Source organism: uncultured Maribacter sp. (assembly GCF_947495965.1).
Taxonomy (GTDB): Bacteria; Bacteroidota; Bacteroidia; order Flavobacteriales; family Flavobacteriaceae; genus Maribacter_B.
The window spans coordinates 211898-227191 of record NZ_CANMBB010000002.1; the positions used below are offsets into that span (position 1 = coordinate 211898).

Here is a 15294-nt window from a genome sequence, read left to right on the forward strand (position 1 = left end):
TATCGTAAATTTAAAAAAAGAAATGATACTAATACACCTCTTGTAATATGTCTTTTTATACTAAAATAGCAGGTTTAAGTATTTTCATCTTCCTTATTTTTGGATGTAAAAAAGAACCTAAAGAAGAAGATTATATTTGGAAACCAATTATGGTTACTGCAACCGCATATAATTCTTTAGCATCGCAAACCTCTAGCACGCCTAATATTACTGCATGGGGAGATACTTTAGTACCAGGTATGAAATGTGTTGCGGTTTCTAGAAACTTAATTTCACTAGGCATTACGCATAACACACAAATTAAAATAGAAGGTTTAGAAGGCATTTATACTGTAAATGACAAAATGAATAAAAAATGGCGTAATAGAATTGATATTTATATGGGAATAGATGTTGCAAAAGCTAAAGAGTGGGGGAGAAAGAAAAAGAAAATATACTATCGTGTTAAAAAGGACTCATTAAATACTAATTTAAAATAGTAATGAGCAGAATTCTTTTTATTTATTGTTTTTTATTTTTTTCTTGTACATCTAATATTAAAATAATAGACAAACCAATAGTTTTTGATGTAGAAAGAAAACAACTGACTTTAGAGTATTTGGAAAATAGATATGGGCTACGACAAAAAGAACCTACAATTATTCCCAAAATTATAGTTTTGCATTGGACGGTGTTTTCTACTTTAGAAGCATCTTTTAATGCCTTTAATTCTTCTAAACTACCAAATTGGAGACCAGATATTAAAAATGTAAGTGGTCTTAATGTTTCTTCACAGTTTATGGTAGATCGCAACGGAACTATTTATAGACTTATGCCGGAAACAACCATGGCAAGGCATGTAATAGGATTAAACCATTGTGCAATTGGTATTGAAAATGTTGGTGGCGGTAAGGAACTTCCATTAACTAAGGAGCAGTTACAAGCAAATATAGATTTGATTTATTATTTAAAAGAAAAGTACTCAGACATAGATTTTCTTATAGGTCATTATGAATATACTAGATTTGAAGGAACTCCGCTATGGTTAGAAAAAGATGTTAAATACCGAACTATAAAAACAGATCCAGATACACTTTTTATGAAAAAAATACATGAGGCTACCCAAAATCTAGAGTTTAAAGAAATCCCTAATTTTTAATTTATATGAAAAAACACGTATTACTACTGCTTTTAAGCTTGCTATCTTCTATAGCTTTTAGCCAAGAAAATGATATAACAACAGCATTATATACCACTTATGAAACCTATAAAGAAACAGCAATAGCAAAGCGAAGAATAAAACATGAAGATTTACAACCATTACTAACACATTATAAAAGCGTTTCTGGTTTTACTGTAGCCAAAGTAGGTACATCTATAGCAGGTAGAGATTTATCTTTAGTAAGTATTGGTACAGGAAAAACACAAGTATTTTTATGGTCCCAAATGCATGGCGATGAGCCAACAGCAACACAAGCAATTTTTGATATTTTAAAATTTTTGGAAAGCCCTGATTTTAAAAAGGAAAAAGATGCTATCCTAACTAATTTAACACTACATTTTCTTCCCATGTTAAATCCAGACGGAGCGGCATTATACCAACGTAGAAATTTATTGGGCATAGATATTAATAGAGATGCTTTACGATTACAATCTCCAGAAGGAAAAACTTTAAAACGTGTTAGAGATAGCCTTACTGCTAATTTTGGATTTAATTTACATGACCAAAGTATTTATTACAATGCAGAAAGAACCAGTAAGCCAGCAACAATTTCATATTTAGCACCAGCATATAACTATGAAAAAGATGTAAATGAAGTCCGTGCAAATGCTATGAAGGTTATTGTATTTATGAATAACATAATTCAAAAATATGCTTCAGGACAAGTAGCCAAATATAAGGACGATTTTGAACCTAGAGCTTTTGGCGATAATATGCAGAAGTGGGGAACCAGTACTATTTTAATAGAATCTGGCGGTTATAAGAATGACATAGAAAAGCAAGAAATAAGAAAACTTAATTATGTATCCATCCTTGCTGCTATATACAGTATAGCAACTCAGAATTTTAAAGATATAGACATTGCAGAATATGAAAAAATACCAGAAAACGATAAAAAATTATTCGATTTAAAAATTGAAGGAGCAAAGTACCTTTTAAATAACAAAGCTTATAAAATAGATGTTGGTATAAATCGCTTAGAAGTTAATAAAGAGAACTACTCCAATTTTTGGTATAGCAGCAGAATATTAGACCAGGGAGATTTATCTACCTATTTTGGGTATGAAACTTTTAATGCATCAGGGTATACTATAAAACAAGGAAAAGTGTATCCAAAACAAATAGCTACAATTAATGAGGCATCTAGCCTAGATTTTATTTCTCTTTTAAAAGAAGGATATACCCATCTTAGAATTTCTAAAATACCATACAAACAACTTTCTTCTCCATTCCCTTTACATATTATAGGGGCTAAATTTATAATTCCAGAAAAGTTACTATTACAACCAGGTATAAATCCTACGTTTCTCTTAGAGAAAAATGGTGTCAATAAATATGCTGTAATTAATGGTTTTTTAATTAATCTAGAAAATGGGGAAGGAACTTTTAAAAATGCAATGATTTATAGGTAATAAATAGTTAGTAACTAAATCGTATTGGACTATCAATTCCGTAAATTAAAAGCGCTGTATACATACCAAAAATAAGTAGCAATACTACTGTAAATAATAATAGTATAATACTTCGCACTACATTAGGGAAAAGACTTAATGCTGTTTTTTCAAAAATATCGTTTAGTACATCCATAATCTTTCTTTTTAGTATTTTTCATTTCGTTTTTAGGATGTAGGTAGTTGTTCTTTGGGTTCTCTATACTATAACAATTTATAAGATAAAAACCCTACCAGAATTTATAAAAAAATAAAGGGAAAGCATTTGCTTCCCCTTTAAAATAAAGTATGTGATACTTTTTATAGATTATTCTCCGCATCTAATAAAGCAAAGAATTTGTCTAAATTAGGAAGAATAACAATTTTTGTTCTTCTGTTTTTAGCTCTATTATCTCTAGTATCATTTTCTACTAAAGGTAAATAAGAACTTCTACCAGATGCAATTAATTTTGCAGGATCTACATTATATTTGTTTTGAAGTATACGAACAACAGAAGTTGCTCTTTTTACACTTAAATCCCAGTTATCTTTAAACATAGCTGTATTAATGCTTCTAGAATCTGTATGGCCTTCTACCATAACTTCCATGCTAGATTCCGAATTAATCACTTCTGCTAATTTAGCTAAAACTGTATTTGCTTTACTACTTACTCTGTAACTACCACTGTTAAAAAGTAATTTATCAGAAATATTAATCATAACTACTGTTTTATCAATATTTACATCAACATCCCCATCTTCATCAGAAATAGATTTTTTTAAATTGTAAGAAATTGCAAGGTTCATAGAATCTTGTAAAGTCTTAGCACCTGCCAATTTAGCTGGGTCTACATTTTTTAATGTAGCTCTCATTTTCTTTTTAGTGTTGTTGCTCATAACTGCAATACCATCAACACTTGTCATTTGGCTATCGTTTATTTCTTTTAAAGAGCTAATTTTATTGTTATACTCTGTAACTCTAGCTTCAATTTTAGCCATTTTAGACTCTAATTCTTCTTTTTCCACTTGTGTTTTAGATAAAACACTTTTAGTGCTAGATAAATCGTTCTCTAAAGCAACATATTTCTTTTTAGAAACACATGAAGCTAATAATGCAACAGATAACGTACTTGTAATTAATAATTTTTTCATCTTCTTTTAAAAAATAGGTTTCAATATCTACGGTAAATTTTATAATAAAGATGTTTTTAATCGATATTTATATCTAACTTCTACCATAAACAACTGTTAAACAGTATTTTATTTTTAATTTTTTTGAGATATTTTTCAATAAAAAAAATGAAAAAAGGCTCTAAAAAGAGCCTTTAGTATATAAAATAAATGGTATTTTCTTAATTACAACCTCCTTTAAAGCCAGATGCATTAAATTTAGTTTGCACAGCTCCTTGCTTACTACCGTTCCTTACTTGTATGGCTAAATTGTTTTCTCCACTACCATCTCTCTTAGGACTACAATATTCAAATAGATAAAAACTATTTGCATGTTCCGAAACTTTAAAAGAAATATCATTAAAAGTATTTTCTAACTCTTCTTTATTACTAGCAAAAACACTAGAAGTTTTTCCTATTTCTGTTAATACATCCGTATCAATCTCAGCACCTAAACCTATAGAGAAAAAAGAAATATTTGCATTAGCTTCGGTTACCTTTTTAAGAGCAGCATCTTTTGTATATCTAGATGCTTGGTCTGTACCATCGGTAAATAAGACAACAGATGAGGCTCCTATAGTTTCATTCTTTGTACTTTGCTTTAGTACTTCTTCTGCTATGTTTGTTGCTTTTATTACTGCTCCATATAAATCTGTAGAAGGGTCATTACTTATATCCTCTGTAATTTCATCTACCGAAGACATTAATTCTTGTCTGTCTGATGTAAGTTCATTAAGTAAATGCAATGTATCTTCCCCATCAAACCAATAAATTGCCATTTTAAAAGATTCTTGCGTAGTTGCTGGCATTACATTGTCTATAAAACTAGTAGTTGCAGATTTTAATTCTTCTAAACTGCTACTTAATACGCTATTACTTAAATCTAACACTAAAATAGTATTGTTATTAAATATTTGTGAGTTAGGTGAAATTCTTGCAAAAGACTCTGATGTAGATATGGTATTAAAACACGCATCGTTTCTACCTTGTTCGTAAATCGTAAATTGGTCTGCAGTTAAACCTGGTACTGGTTTACCTTCGGTATCGGATACTTTAAAGAATATAGAAACTTTACCTGGTAGGGTCGTAAATTCATCCTGTATAGATAATACCAAATCGCTCTCATCTAAACCTAAACAATCATCTACAGGTTTTCCTTTTCCTAAACCATCTCCAAGGTTCAAGTTTAAATTTACATCATCATCTGCATTTCCACATGAAATAGCTATAAATATTAGAAATAATACGCTTACAGCTTTAACAATATTTTTCATTTTCAATAATTTTGAGTTCAACTAGCAGAACGATGGTTTTAAACATTAAGTATAGTTGTACTTAAATTATATGTTAAAGATTGTTAAAGAAACTCCAATTAGTTTATTTTACTTTTATAAAGGTTTATTTTGTTTGCTAGTATGATACATGAGTTTAAGAAAATAGTAGAGAGTAGTAACCAAGCCAAGAAAAAAGGATACAAAACGGTATTAGCTACTGTGGTTGCATTAGACGGTTCCTCGTATAGAAGACCTGGAGTACGTATGCTTATATGGGAAAACGGGAAATTCACAGGCGCTGTAAGTGGTGGTTGTGTAGAAAAAGAAATTGAAAGGCAAGCTACAACCGTTTTTGCAACTGGAATACCAAAAATTATGACCTATGATGGTAGGTTTAGACTTGGCTGTGAAGGTATTCTTTATATTTTAATTGAGTTGTTTAACCCCAACAAAGAGTTCTTGGATTTATTTGCAGAAACATTAAAAAAAAGAAAAGGGTTTTCGCTTAGTTCTTATTACCTCAAAGAGGATTCTAAAAACCAGGATTATGGTACTTTGTGTTTTTTAGAGGATAAAACTTTTTCTATACAAGGGAAAGAAATTAATACCAGTTCATTTTTGAAGTTTACTCAAGATATGGCTCCTAATAATAAGTTGTTACTAATAGGAGCAGAGCATGATGCGGTACAATTATGTTCTTTTGCTACTGCTCTAGGTTGGGATGTAACTGTTATTACTACCCCTTTAGAAGAAAAGGATATTTTTGACTTTCCTGGTGCAAAGGAGCTAATTCCTGTAGAACCAGAATTACTTAGTACGGAAAATATTGATGCCCACACTGCTGTAGTACTAATGACACATAGTTATGCAAAAGATTTAAAGTACTTACTGGCTATAAGTAATACCTCTCCTATGTATTTAGGGACTTTGGGACCTGCAAAAAGAAGAGAAAAATTGTTACATGAATTTATGGAACATAAACCAGATATAGATCTAGAATTCATAGAAAATATTCATGGGCCTGCTGGTTTGGATATAGGAGCAGAAACTCCGCAAGAAATTGCCATTTCTATTATGGCTGAAGTTTTGGCTGTAGTTAGGAATAAAAAACCAATAATGCTTAAAGATAAAGTAAACGGAATTCACCAATGAGTTTAGAACCTTCTACTGCTATTATTATTCTTGCTGCAGGTGCATCTACCAGAATGAAAAATAAAATAAAGCAGCTACTGCCATGGAAAGAGAGTACCTTTCTAGGAAATACTATAAAAGTTTCTAAAGAATCTTTAGGGAAAGAAATTCTAGTAGTTTTAGGAGCTTATGCAGATAAAGTACGTCTAGAATGTATAAAACAAGACGTAAATTATATTATAAACCCTAATTGGAAAAATGGTTTAGGCTCTAGTATTGCGTCTGGTGTAAAACAAATACAAACATTAGAAAACAAATTCCAAAACATTTTAATTTTATTAGCAGACCAACCTTATATTACTACAGAATATATAAATGCTATGATAAAAGATGCTACAAATTCTAAGATTGTGGCTACTACGTATGCGCATGGTTTTGGTGTTCCTGCTTTATTTAATGCCAAATACTATGCTACTTTAGAAAATTTGAATAAAGATTTTGGAGCAAAAAAGCTTTTAGAACAGGAGAAGCAAGAAATTAAAAAATGTGGGTGTACTTTAAATATTTTAGATATTGATACTTTTGAAAGCTATTTGCAATTAGTTGCACAAAAAACACCAAAATAATTCTCCTACTTGCATTTTATTACCATCTGTATATCAATCAATTACATGTTAAAAAACGGAAACCTCTATTTTTGTGAGGTTATAAGTTTGCACAATTATCTTAATACGCATACCTTTAGTAAGAATTATAATACGTTGTAGTTCGTCGAAAGCTGATGCTTTGGTACAATTTTTTTAGTACTGCTATTGTTATTTAAGGGTTACAAACCCCTAAAAACAATATTATGATTACTAAAAAGCTTTATTTTTTGGCAGCATGTTTTTGTCTTGTTGCATTAAATTATTCTTGTACAGAAGAATCAACAGCGGAGACTGATGATACTTACAGCGTGTATAAAGATGAAATAAGTGACGAAAGAGATACTTAAAGAACTTTTAAAAGCGGTGGCAATCATTGTATTGTCATCGCTACCTTATATTCATGATGTTATTACTATCCGTGGAGGTACTTTCCCTACTTGGGTTCCAGATTTAGGCATTCAAGAATTTTTAACCAATTCTGAAGGTTATGTTGTAGGTTTTTCTAGTTACCGCGTATTTATTTATACTTTATTAATTCATGTATTTGCTCATTTAGGTTATTTAGGATGGTTTTTTGAAGCCAGGGATAAACTTTATAGACCATTTTTATTAGTTCCTGTTGCTTTAAGTTTATATCAGATATTTGTAATTATGTTTGATATAAGAGGAACGGAATTAAATACGCCGAATACAAAAATTATATTAACTATAGTTATTAGTTCCCTATTGGCGATAAATTTCTTTTTTAATAATAAAAAAATACTATCAGACCATTTTCTAAAGCATAAAGGTTCCCTCGAAACTAAAAAACCATTACAAACCGCAGAAGAAGAACACATATAGTACCCACAAACCATGTATAACAACGGAACACAATTTAATTTTGTAAAAGGCGCAGTAGGCGTTATAAACACAAAGCTAGGAGAAACTTTAAAAAGACTTAATCAAATATTATACGGCGTTGTAGAAGCAAAGCCATATACGTTTGATTGGGATTATATAATAAAAGAATATGAAGCTACCTGTGCAGGTGGCGATATAGACGAATTTTGCTCTAGTTTTGTTCACGGCTACGCCATGATGAATAACTTTTTAAGCGATCACGCTATAAAAGAGGCTATGTATGTAGAACTGAGAGCAAATTTAATTGCTAAAAGAGTAAGTGGAGAAATAGCATAAATATATTTATGCTTTTTAAACACCATGCAATTAAAACATAATACAGAACTGTTATTAGCTAACTAGTTCTTCATTTGTATTATCTTCTGTAATTTCATAGTCTTGAAAAATTCCACAAGAAATGTTTTTCTTAACTAAAGATTTTTCAGATTTTTTCTTGCTATTTAAAATAGCTTCTATTTCAGGAGAAAGATATTTCATAATGCTTCCAATTTAAATTTCTATAAAAACGTAGTAATAGTTACTTTGTTGTGTAATTCTTACATTTTTTTACTTACAAAGTATTAATTACAGTACAATAGTACTTTCTTTTGTTGTTTTTATCTAACAATTTACAAATACTTTGTGATTAATTAACGGAAATTTATAATAAAGACATTAAAACACACATTTTTTTAGTTGAAAGTAACTAGTTCGTTGGTAAGCTGCTTTTATTCTACACCCAGCTGTTTTAATATATAATTTAATATCAACATCCAATTCATCTTCAATAACAAAGATGCTGTTGGTATATTGTCATCTTCAATTGCTGCTATAATAGCCTCATGCTGATTGTCTGTTCTATTATAAAAAAAATCGTTTTTCATGAAGGCATTTTCATAAAAAAAAATTCTTGTTTTTAAATCCGATAAAACTTGTAGTGCTGTATCGTTGGTATAATATTTAGTCAGTAAGTTATGAAACTCAAAATCGGCATTAATCCTAGAAATAGCATCTGGTGCATTTTCAAAAACTATTTGTTGTTCTTTTAATTTTTCTATAGCTGTAGCTGAGAAATCACTATTCTCTATTGCTAAAACTTCTAAATTGGCCACTAATTCATACAAATCACTCGCTTCTTTAGCATTTAATGCAGCTATAACAAAGCCTCTATTAGGCACCGCCTTAATAATATTTGCTTGTTGTAATTGTGTTAGTGCTTCTCTAATAGGAGTAACACTAACGTTTAATTTCCTTGCTAATGCAGCTAAATTAATTGTATTTCCTATTTGTAAATTACCAAGCACCATTTGTTGAAGCAAATGTTCCCTGACCTGGTCTCTTAATACTAGTTTTTTTGCCATTATATCAAAGATAACGTATCGTATACGATTTTATGATAGTAAAGTCGTCGAAAGTGAATACTTTAAAATACTATGAACCACAAAAATACGTTTGTCTCTCGTAACCTAAATATATTTTAAAATGAAAAAAATATTAAGAAATATAAAAATTATAACTGCTCTTACTCTAATAGTTTCTATGTTTAATAGCTGTAGTGATGATTCAGATAATGGTAATGACAATTCTATTAACAAAGAAGAGATTACTTCTGTATTAGCTGCTGAAGGGGTTTCTAATGTAGTGGACACTATTATCACCGATTTATTTGCCGAAAATGGTACTTCTGGAAAACAGGGTGCTACAAACAAGACATCAGAATGTCATTCTATTGTTTTTAATGAAAATGGCTATACTGCAACTTTTAATAACTGTGTATTAAACGGAACAGATAATGTAAACGGTAGTGTAGATATTACTTTTAGTATTGAAAATGAAATAATTACGTATACGGCAACTTACGACGCTTTTTATGTTGGAGAGATTAAAATAGATGGAACTAAAAGCTTTACTGTAACTACTGCAACTATGCAGTCCGAGGTTTCTTTCACAGTACTAAATGCTATTACAATAAGTATGGCAGATGGTTCGGTTGTTTCTGAAAAAGGAACAAAAACAATACGTTTAACTACTGGAGCAACAGATGCAACAAGTACTTTTACCGTAGAAGGAGATTGGACACTAAAAGTAGATGAAACTACTTATGTTATAGCAGTACAAAATATTCTAGAAGGAAACTTGGCTTGCGAACACTTTACTGCAGGAGTAATGAGTTTAAGTAAAAATGGATTACTTGTAAAAGTTAATTTTGGAGATGGCACATGTGATGCTAATGCTACAGTTATATATCCAAACGGTATTACGGAAGCTATTTTACTAGAGGAATAAAAAAGAAATATCACTAAAAAAGGCTTCGTAGTTACGAAGCCTTTTTTGCTTCTACAAAGTTTTTAAATACTCTAGTACAGCTTTACGCTCTTCTTCGGTGAATTTATCTCCAAATCGGTGTCCGCCATTACCATACCCTTTTAAAGTGGTATCATAGGTGTTTTTATCTGTTTGACTACTCTCTACAGTATAATTCCACCCTAATTTTATATAGTTATAATCGTTAGTATTAAAAGTCCTTTTCCAAAACTTAGGTCTTTCTTTACTATTTAGCATATCTTCTAAAGTTGGGACAGATGCATTATGTAAATACGGTGCTGTAGCCCAAATACCATCTAACGGCGGAGCTATGTAACCACCTTCAGGAGTTAATATTAAAGGGTCTGTAGCACTACCAAACCAACCGGTATTAAACCAATTAAAGAAATAAGTACTTTCATCTGTTATAGTAGTGTAGTGGTTAGATAATTCTGGGTCTGTCTCTACGCTCTCTAAAGCTACTAATAGGTTTGGATAAGAACTATTTTCTCCATATGTTCCATGACAAGTAGCGCAAGTACCATTGAATAATTCTTTTCCGGTTGCAGCTAATGCTTCGTTAATATTCTCTGGATATTTTGGTGCTTCTAAAGTTTCTATATACGCTAAAACATCTACCATATTTTCGTCTAGTTCCTGTGCTTTTGTAACATCTGTAAGCGTTAACATACTAGCCCCAATCATAGACTTACAAAAATCTAATCTTCCCATGGCATTATAAAAAATTGCATTTTTCTTTTTTAGTAACCACCAAGCAGGAACATCGGTTGGTATAACTTCATCTGGCAATTCTATATAAGGTTCGTTAGACCATGCAAGCGTATTTTTATCTCTATGAGAAACCAAAACTTCTGCAATTTTATTTGCAGTATTTACACCTCTACTTTTAGTAATTGTTTTAGGAGCTATGGCTTCAATACTTTTTCTAAATTGGTCATATGCTTCCCATTCGTCGCTATCCGCTCCATAAACAAAAGGAATAGCTACATTTAAAGTTTGTGTTTGAATTGCTCGGTTAACTGTAAAATCAGAATCATGGCTACCTAAACCAATAATATATTCATTATTTATCCTAGAAGAATGACAATTTAAACAATTAGGTGCTACAACACGGACTCCATTACTTGCTGTTACTGCAGTATAATCATAAGGAATTACAGCATTATCACCAGTTCTATTAAGAACATTACTTGTATTTTCTCCATTCCCTTGTACAAAAGCATTAAAAGGAACTCCAGAACTCATATAATTACCATATAACAAATACTCCTTACCAGCTTCTGCATTGCCATCTCGTTGCGCAAAAAACGGTATTGGACGTGTTTTTATAACCACCGTTTCTTCTTCTGGTTCTTTATCTATTATTTCTTCGGAAACACTATCACTAGAACAAGACAATAAACATAGTTTTACAGAAAAAATAATTGCTAGTAAAAATAAATTGTTTCTACATTTAAAAAAATCTAAAATCTTCATTGAATAATTTTAAAACTAATCCTTAAAAATACGCCATAATTAAAGGAGTCTATTTTTCAATAGACGTTATGTTACTATTTATCGATTAAAAACATTTTAAAGTTCATTTAGGTTAAGTTTTTAGTATATAAAAATAACATTTCGCATCCTTCTTAACGAGTTAAATAGTTGCTAATGTAAAAACCCCAATGATATATTGTAAAATTATGTTTTTCAATCACTTACAACAAATAAGAAAGCGCATTTTATTTTCATATACTAAATTAAAAATTTGATTTACGTATTTAAAATTTAATATTTGTATGTTGCATTACTATTTTTTTACACGCAATTCTTTTAAAAATTTATTAGAAATACTATCTTTACAGCAGGTTTAATGCAATATACACACCAGTAGATTACATTTATTAGGGTTAATTTTTTTCAAATTAAATTTTTTAGCACTCTTCAAGTAATTATTTTATTTCACATTAAGCCATAAAACTAATTCCCTAACTTAATAAGTAATAATGGCAAAGTCGCAACAAACGTTTAATAAAAGTGAAAAAGAAAAAAAGCGTTTAAAAAAACGTGAAGAGAAACGTAAAAAAATGCTTGCTCGTAAAGAAGAAGCAAAAGAAAATGGAAAAACAGGTATTCCAATGGCCTATGTAGATTTTAATGGAAATCTTGTAGATACTCCGCCTGACCCATCAATGAAAGTAGAAATCGAAGCAGAAGATATTGTTTTAGGTATTCCTAAAAAAGTAGAAGGAGAAGAAGAGGAGTTTGATCCAGTACGTAATGGTAAAGTATCTTTCTTTGATACCTCTAAAGGATTTGGTTTTATCATAGATTCTGATAATCAAGAAAAATATTTTTGTCATGTTAGCGGCTTAATAGATGAAATTGCCGAAAATGATAAAGTTTCCTATGAATTAGAAAAGGGAATGAAAGGGATGAATGCTGTGCGAGTAAAGAAAATTTAATTACATATAAGTAACAAACTTAACATTGTTACATAAATAATAAACTAAAGGTGGTAATATTATATTACTACCTTTTTTGTTTTATAATATAACTGAATTGTAAATTCACGTTTTTAAAAATTATACTATTCATGAAAAAATTAGTTCCAATTGTTGTAACCTTATTAATTGCGATATCTTCTTATGCTCAAAAAGAAGTAACAACTAACCTCCAGCGAGAAATAGATTTTAATTTTGATTGGAAATTTAAATTACAAAAAGATACCACCAAACTTAAGAAAACTCCTTTAAATGATGAAGATTGGCGAGACATTAGATTACCACATGATTGGAGTGTAGAAATGTCTTTTAGTGAATCTCTAGAAGGAGCAACAGGATATTTACCTGGAGGAGTAGGTGTGTACCAAAAACATTTTAAAACCTCTGCTAAGAAATCAGAAAAGAATACCTATATCCTTTTTGATGGAGTGTATAATAATGCTACATTTTGGTTAAACGGTATATTACTTGGTGAAAACCCTTATGGATATTCTCCTGTATATTTTGATATAACAGATGCTTTAAATGAGGAAGAACAAGAAAATGTTCTAACAGTTCATGTAGACCATTCTCGTTATGTAGATAGCCGTTGGTATACTGGTAGTGGTATTTATAGGAACGTAAAATTAGTAACTCTTAATAAATTGCATATTCCTATTTGGGGAACCTATCTTACTACACCAGAAATCAGTAAAGAAGAAGCTAAAGTTTCTATTGCTGTTACCGTTGAAAATAAGGAAAAAAACAATCATAAATTTACACTATCTACTAAAATTTTTGATAAAAAAGGAAATCAAGTAGCCATACAAAGTGATAGTAAATTAAAACTTAAAACAGGTTCTAAAAGCACTTTTAATCAAGAAATAATAGTTTCAAATCCAGAATTATGGGATACTAAAAGCCCTAATATGTATAAGGCTGTTACTTCTATTATTAAAAATGGAGAAATAGTAGATGAGTATACTACTCCCTTTGGTATAAGAAGTTTACACTTTGATGTAAAATCTGGTTTTTATTTAAATGGAGTAAATACAGATGTAAAAGGAATTTGCATACATCATGATGGCGGTTTGGTTGGTGCGGCTGTTCCTGAAGGGGTTTGGAGACGTAGATTTGAAATTTTAAAAGCTGCTGGAGTAAATGCAATAAGAACATCTCACAACCCATTTTCTGAAGAATTTTTGAATTTATGTGATGAAATGGGGATATTAATTCAGAATGAAGTTTTTGATGAATTAGATTACCCAAAAGATAAGAGACAAAACTATCATGACAGACATGATGATTATATTTCTCGTGGCTATACAGAACATTTTCAAAAATGGGGTAAAAGCGATTTAACTCGTACGCTTTTAAGAGACAGAAACCACCCAAGTGTTTTTCAATGGAGTGTAGGTAATGAAATTGAGTGGACCTATTTACATTATAGATATGTTACTGGATTTTGGAAAGACCCTAACGACCCTCAAAAATCTGGTAAATACTGGGGAAGTGCCCCTATGTTTAGTCCTGAAGAAATGAAAAAAAGATATGATGCTTCTGAAAAGGGAGAGTATATTTTAGCAGAAACAGCAAAAAAAGTAAATGGTTGGATTAAAGAATTAGACCCTAGTAGAGTAACTACGGCAAATTTAGTTGTGCCACAAACAAGTCTTGTTAGTGGTTATGCCGATGCTGTAGATATAGCTGGATTTAGTTACCGAAATAAAGATATTCCTTGGGCACTAGAACATTTTCCTAATAAACAAATTACAATAAATGAAAACCCAGGTACATGGGATGATTGGAAACAAGTAATTGAAAACCCAGGAATATATAGCATTTTTATGTGGACTGGTATAGATTATATGGGAGAACGTGATGGAGATTGGCCTGCCAAAAGTGGATGGGGAGATATGTTAGATTTAGCTGGATTTAAACTCCAAGGATGGAATTACTTTAAAAGTATTTGGGTAAACAAACCACACATATCTATTGGAACTTTGCCTTTAGCAAAATCTGGTTTTAAAGAAAATGGCTTCTCTGCACAGCAATTACCAGAAAATGCTGCAGCATATAAATGGAGAGATACCAATATGCACTGGAATTATGAAGAAGGAGAAACTGTAGTGGTAGAAGTATGTTCTAACTATTCAATTGTAGAATTATTTATTAACGGTCGTTCTCTTGGAAGACGCAGCATGTCTGAAAGCCCAGACCGTTTATTTAGATGGACTATGCCTTATGAAGCTGGTACTCTAACCGCAAAAGCAGGTTTTGATGGAAGCGAAATTACGGCAGAAATACAAACAACCACTAAACCAGTTGCCATTACTTTAACCGCAGATAAAACTACCCTTAAATCTGATGCCTATGATGTTTCTCATTTAATTGTTGCATTGGTTGATGAAAAAGGTAGAGAAGTAAAGACTGAAAATACAAAAATTGAATTTGAAATTCAAGGGCCTGCTACATTACTAGGTGTAGATAATGGTGCAAGAGAAAATATTCAAGATTTTCAATCTAATACAATAGTTACAGCAAAAGGACATGGTCTTGCAATTATACAGTCTACAAAAGAATCTGGTAAAATTAAAGTCATTGCCAAATCTGAACTTTATGGAAATCAAGAAATTATCATTAATTCAAACTAATTATACCACTTAATACAAAAAAAGGTTTTCAGATATAGTTACCTAAAAATTACAGAGAAGGAAACTACCAATAGTCTTAATTTTTAGACATTTAAACAAAAAGGTAGAGACTTTTTAA

General features: G+C 30.7%; 17 protein-coding genes. 11 read left to right on the forward strand and 6 right to left on the reverse strand.

What is annotated here, in order from left to right; all coding sequences use genetic code 11:
* Positions 1 to 47: 47 nt before the first annotated feature.
* Genes Q0820_RS05365 through Q0820_RS05375 form a run of 3 tightly spaced genes read left to right on the forward strand, consistent with a single transcriptional unit; the run spans position 48 to position 2613 of the window.
* Positions 48 to 479: a hypothetical protein gene (locus tag Q0820_RS05365; protein ID WP_298485828.1), complete on the forward strand. Its 432-nt coding sequence runs from the start codon at positions 48 to 50 to the stop codon at positions 477 to 479.
* Positions 480 to 481: 2 nt separating this feature from the next.
* Positions 482 to 1138 carry a peptidoglycan recognition family protein gene (locus Q0820_RS05370; protein ID WP_298485830.1) on the forward strand — a complete coding sequence of 219 codons (657 nt, stop codon included), beginning with the start codon at positions 482 to 484 and terminating at the stop codon, positions 1136 to 1138.
* 5 nt (positions 1139 to 1143) lie between these two features.
* Positions 1144 to 2613 (forward strand): M14 family zinc carboxypeptidase, encoded by a 1470-nt coding sequence (locus Q0820_RS05375; RefSeq protein WP_298485833.1) that lies wholly within the window; start codon positions 1144 to 1146, stop codon positions 2611 to 2613.
* A gap of 7 nt (positions 2614 to 2620) precedes the next feature.
* Here Q0820_RS05375 and Q0820_RS05380 read toward each other — a convergent pair whose 3' ends face one another.
* From Q0820_RS05380 to Q0820_RS05390, 3 genes are all read right to left on the reverse strand, one after another.
* Positions 2621 to 2788 carry a hypothetical protein gene (locus Q0820_RS05380; RefSeq protein ID WP_298485835.1) on the reverse strand — a complete coding sequence of 56 codons (168 nt, stop codon included), beginning with the start codon at positions 2786 to 2788 and terminating at the stop codon, positions 2621 to 2623.
* Positions 2789 to 2952: 164 nt separating this feature from the next.
* A complete protein-coding gene (locus Q0820_RS05385) occupies positions 2953 to 3783 on the reverse strand; it encodes a flagellar motor protein MotB (protein WP_298485837.1) in 831 nt (276 codons plus the stop codon).
* Positions 3784 to 3983: 200 nt separating this feature from the next.
* Positions 3984 to 5075 carry a VWA domain-containing protein gene (locus Q0820_RS05390; protein WP_298485839.1) on the reverse strand — a complete coding sequence of 364 codons (1092 nt, stop codon included), beginning with the start codon at positions 5073 to 5075 and terminating at the stop codon, positions 3984 to 3986.
* A 141-nt stretch (positions 5076 to 5216) separates the two neighbouring features.
* Between Q0820_RS05390 and Q0820_RS05395 the strand changes: the two genes are divergently transcribed.
* The 5 genes from Q0820_RS05395 to Q0820_RS05415 all read left to right on the forward strand — a co-directional run bounded on the left by Q0820_RS05395 (position 5217) and on the right by Q0820_RS05415 (position 8032).
* On the forward strand, positions 5217 to 6227 hold the full coding sequence (locus Q0820_RS05395) for an XdhC family protein (protein WP_298485841.1): 1011 nt from the start codon (positions 5217 to 5219) through the stop codon (positions 6225 to 6227).
* On the forward strand, positions 6224 to 6832 hold the full coding sequence (locus tag Q0820_RS05400; protein ID WP_298485842.1) for a nucleotidyltransferase family protein: 609 nt from the start codon (positions 6224 to 6226) through the stop codon (positions 6830 to 6832). The genes Q0820_RS05395 and Q0820_RS05400 overlap by 4 nt, the downstream gene beginning before the upstream one ends.
* 224 nt (positions 6833 to 7056) lie before the next feature.
* Positions 7057 to 7200: a hypothetical protein gene (locus Q0820_RS05405; RefSeq protein WP_298485844.1), complete on the forward strand. Its 144-nt coding sequence runs from the start codon at positions 7057 to 7059 to the stop codon at positions 7198 to 7200.
* Complete coding sequence (locus Q0820_RS05410; protein ID WP_298485846.1) at positions 7181 to 7696, forward strand: hypothetical protein; 516 nt, start codon at positions 7181 to 7183, stop codon at positions 7694 to 7696. The genes Q0820_RS05405 and Q0820_RS05410 overlap by 20 nt, the downstream gene beginning before the upstream one ends.
* Before the next feature lie 12 nt (positions 7697 to 7708).
* Positions 7709 to 8032, forward strand: coding sequence for a hypothetical protein (locus Q0820_RS05415; RefSeq protein WP_298485848.1), 324 nt, complete (start codon positions 7709 to 7711; stop codon positions 8030 to 8032).
* A gap of 54 nt (positions 8033 to 8086) precedes the next feature.
* On the opposite strand, the gene Q0820_RS05420 is transcribed toward Q0820_RS05415, so the two are convergent.
* Positions 8087 to 8233: a hypothetical protein gene (locus Q0820_RS05420; protein WP_298485850.1), complete on the reverse strand. Its 147-nt coding sequence runs from the start codon at positions 8231 to 8233 to the stop codon at positions 8087 to 8089.
* A 230-nt stretch (positions 8234 to 8463) separates the two neighbouring features.
* Positions 8464 to 9096, reverse strand: coding sequence for a GntR family transcriptional regulator (locus Q0820_RS05425; RefSeq protein ID WP_298485852.1), 633 nt, complete (start codon positions 9094 to 9096; stop codon positions 8464 to 8466).
* Positions 9097 to 9217: 121 nt separating this feature from the next.
* Between Q0820_RS05425 and Q0820_RS05430 the strand changes: the two genes are divergently transcribed.
* Complete coding sequence (locus tag Q0820_RS05430) at positions 9218 to 10021, forward strand: hypothetical protein (protein WP_298485854.1); 804 nt, start codon at positions 9218 to 9220, stop codon at positions 10019 to 10021.
* Positions 10022 to 10072: 51 nt separating this feature from the next.
* Here the strand turns inward: Q0820_RS05430 and Q0820_RS05435 are convergent, their stop codons facing one another.
* Complete coding sequence (locus tag Q0820_RS05435; protein WP_298485856.1) at positions 10073 to 11536, reverse strand: c-type cytochrome; 1464 nt, start codon at positions 11534 to 11536, stop codon at positions 10073 to 10075.
* A 509-nt stretch (positions 11537 to 12045) separates the two neighbouring features.
* Between Q0820_RS05435 and Q0820_RS05440 the strand changes: the two genes are divergently transcribed.
* Positions 12046 to 12504, forward strand: a complete 459-nt coding sequence (locus Q0820_RS05440) for a cold-shock protein (protein WP_298485858.1) — start codon at positions 12046 to 12048, stop codon at positions 12502 to 12504.
* A gap of 131 nt (positions 12505 to 12635) precedes the next feature.
* A complete protein-coding gene (locus Q0820_RS05445; protein ID WP_298485860.1) occupies positions 12636 to 15176 on the forward strand; it encodes a sugar-binding domain-containing protein in 2541 nt (846 codons plus the stop codon).
* The last annotated feature ends 118 nt before the right edge of the window (positions 15177 to 15294 follow it).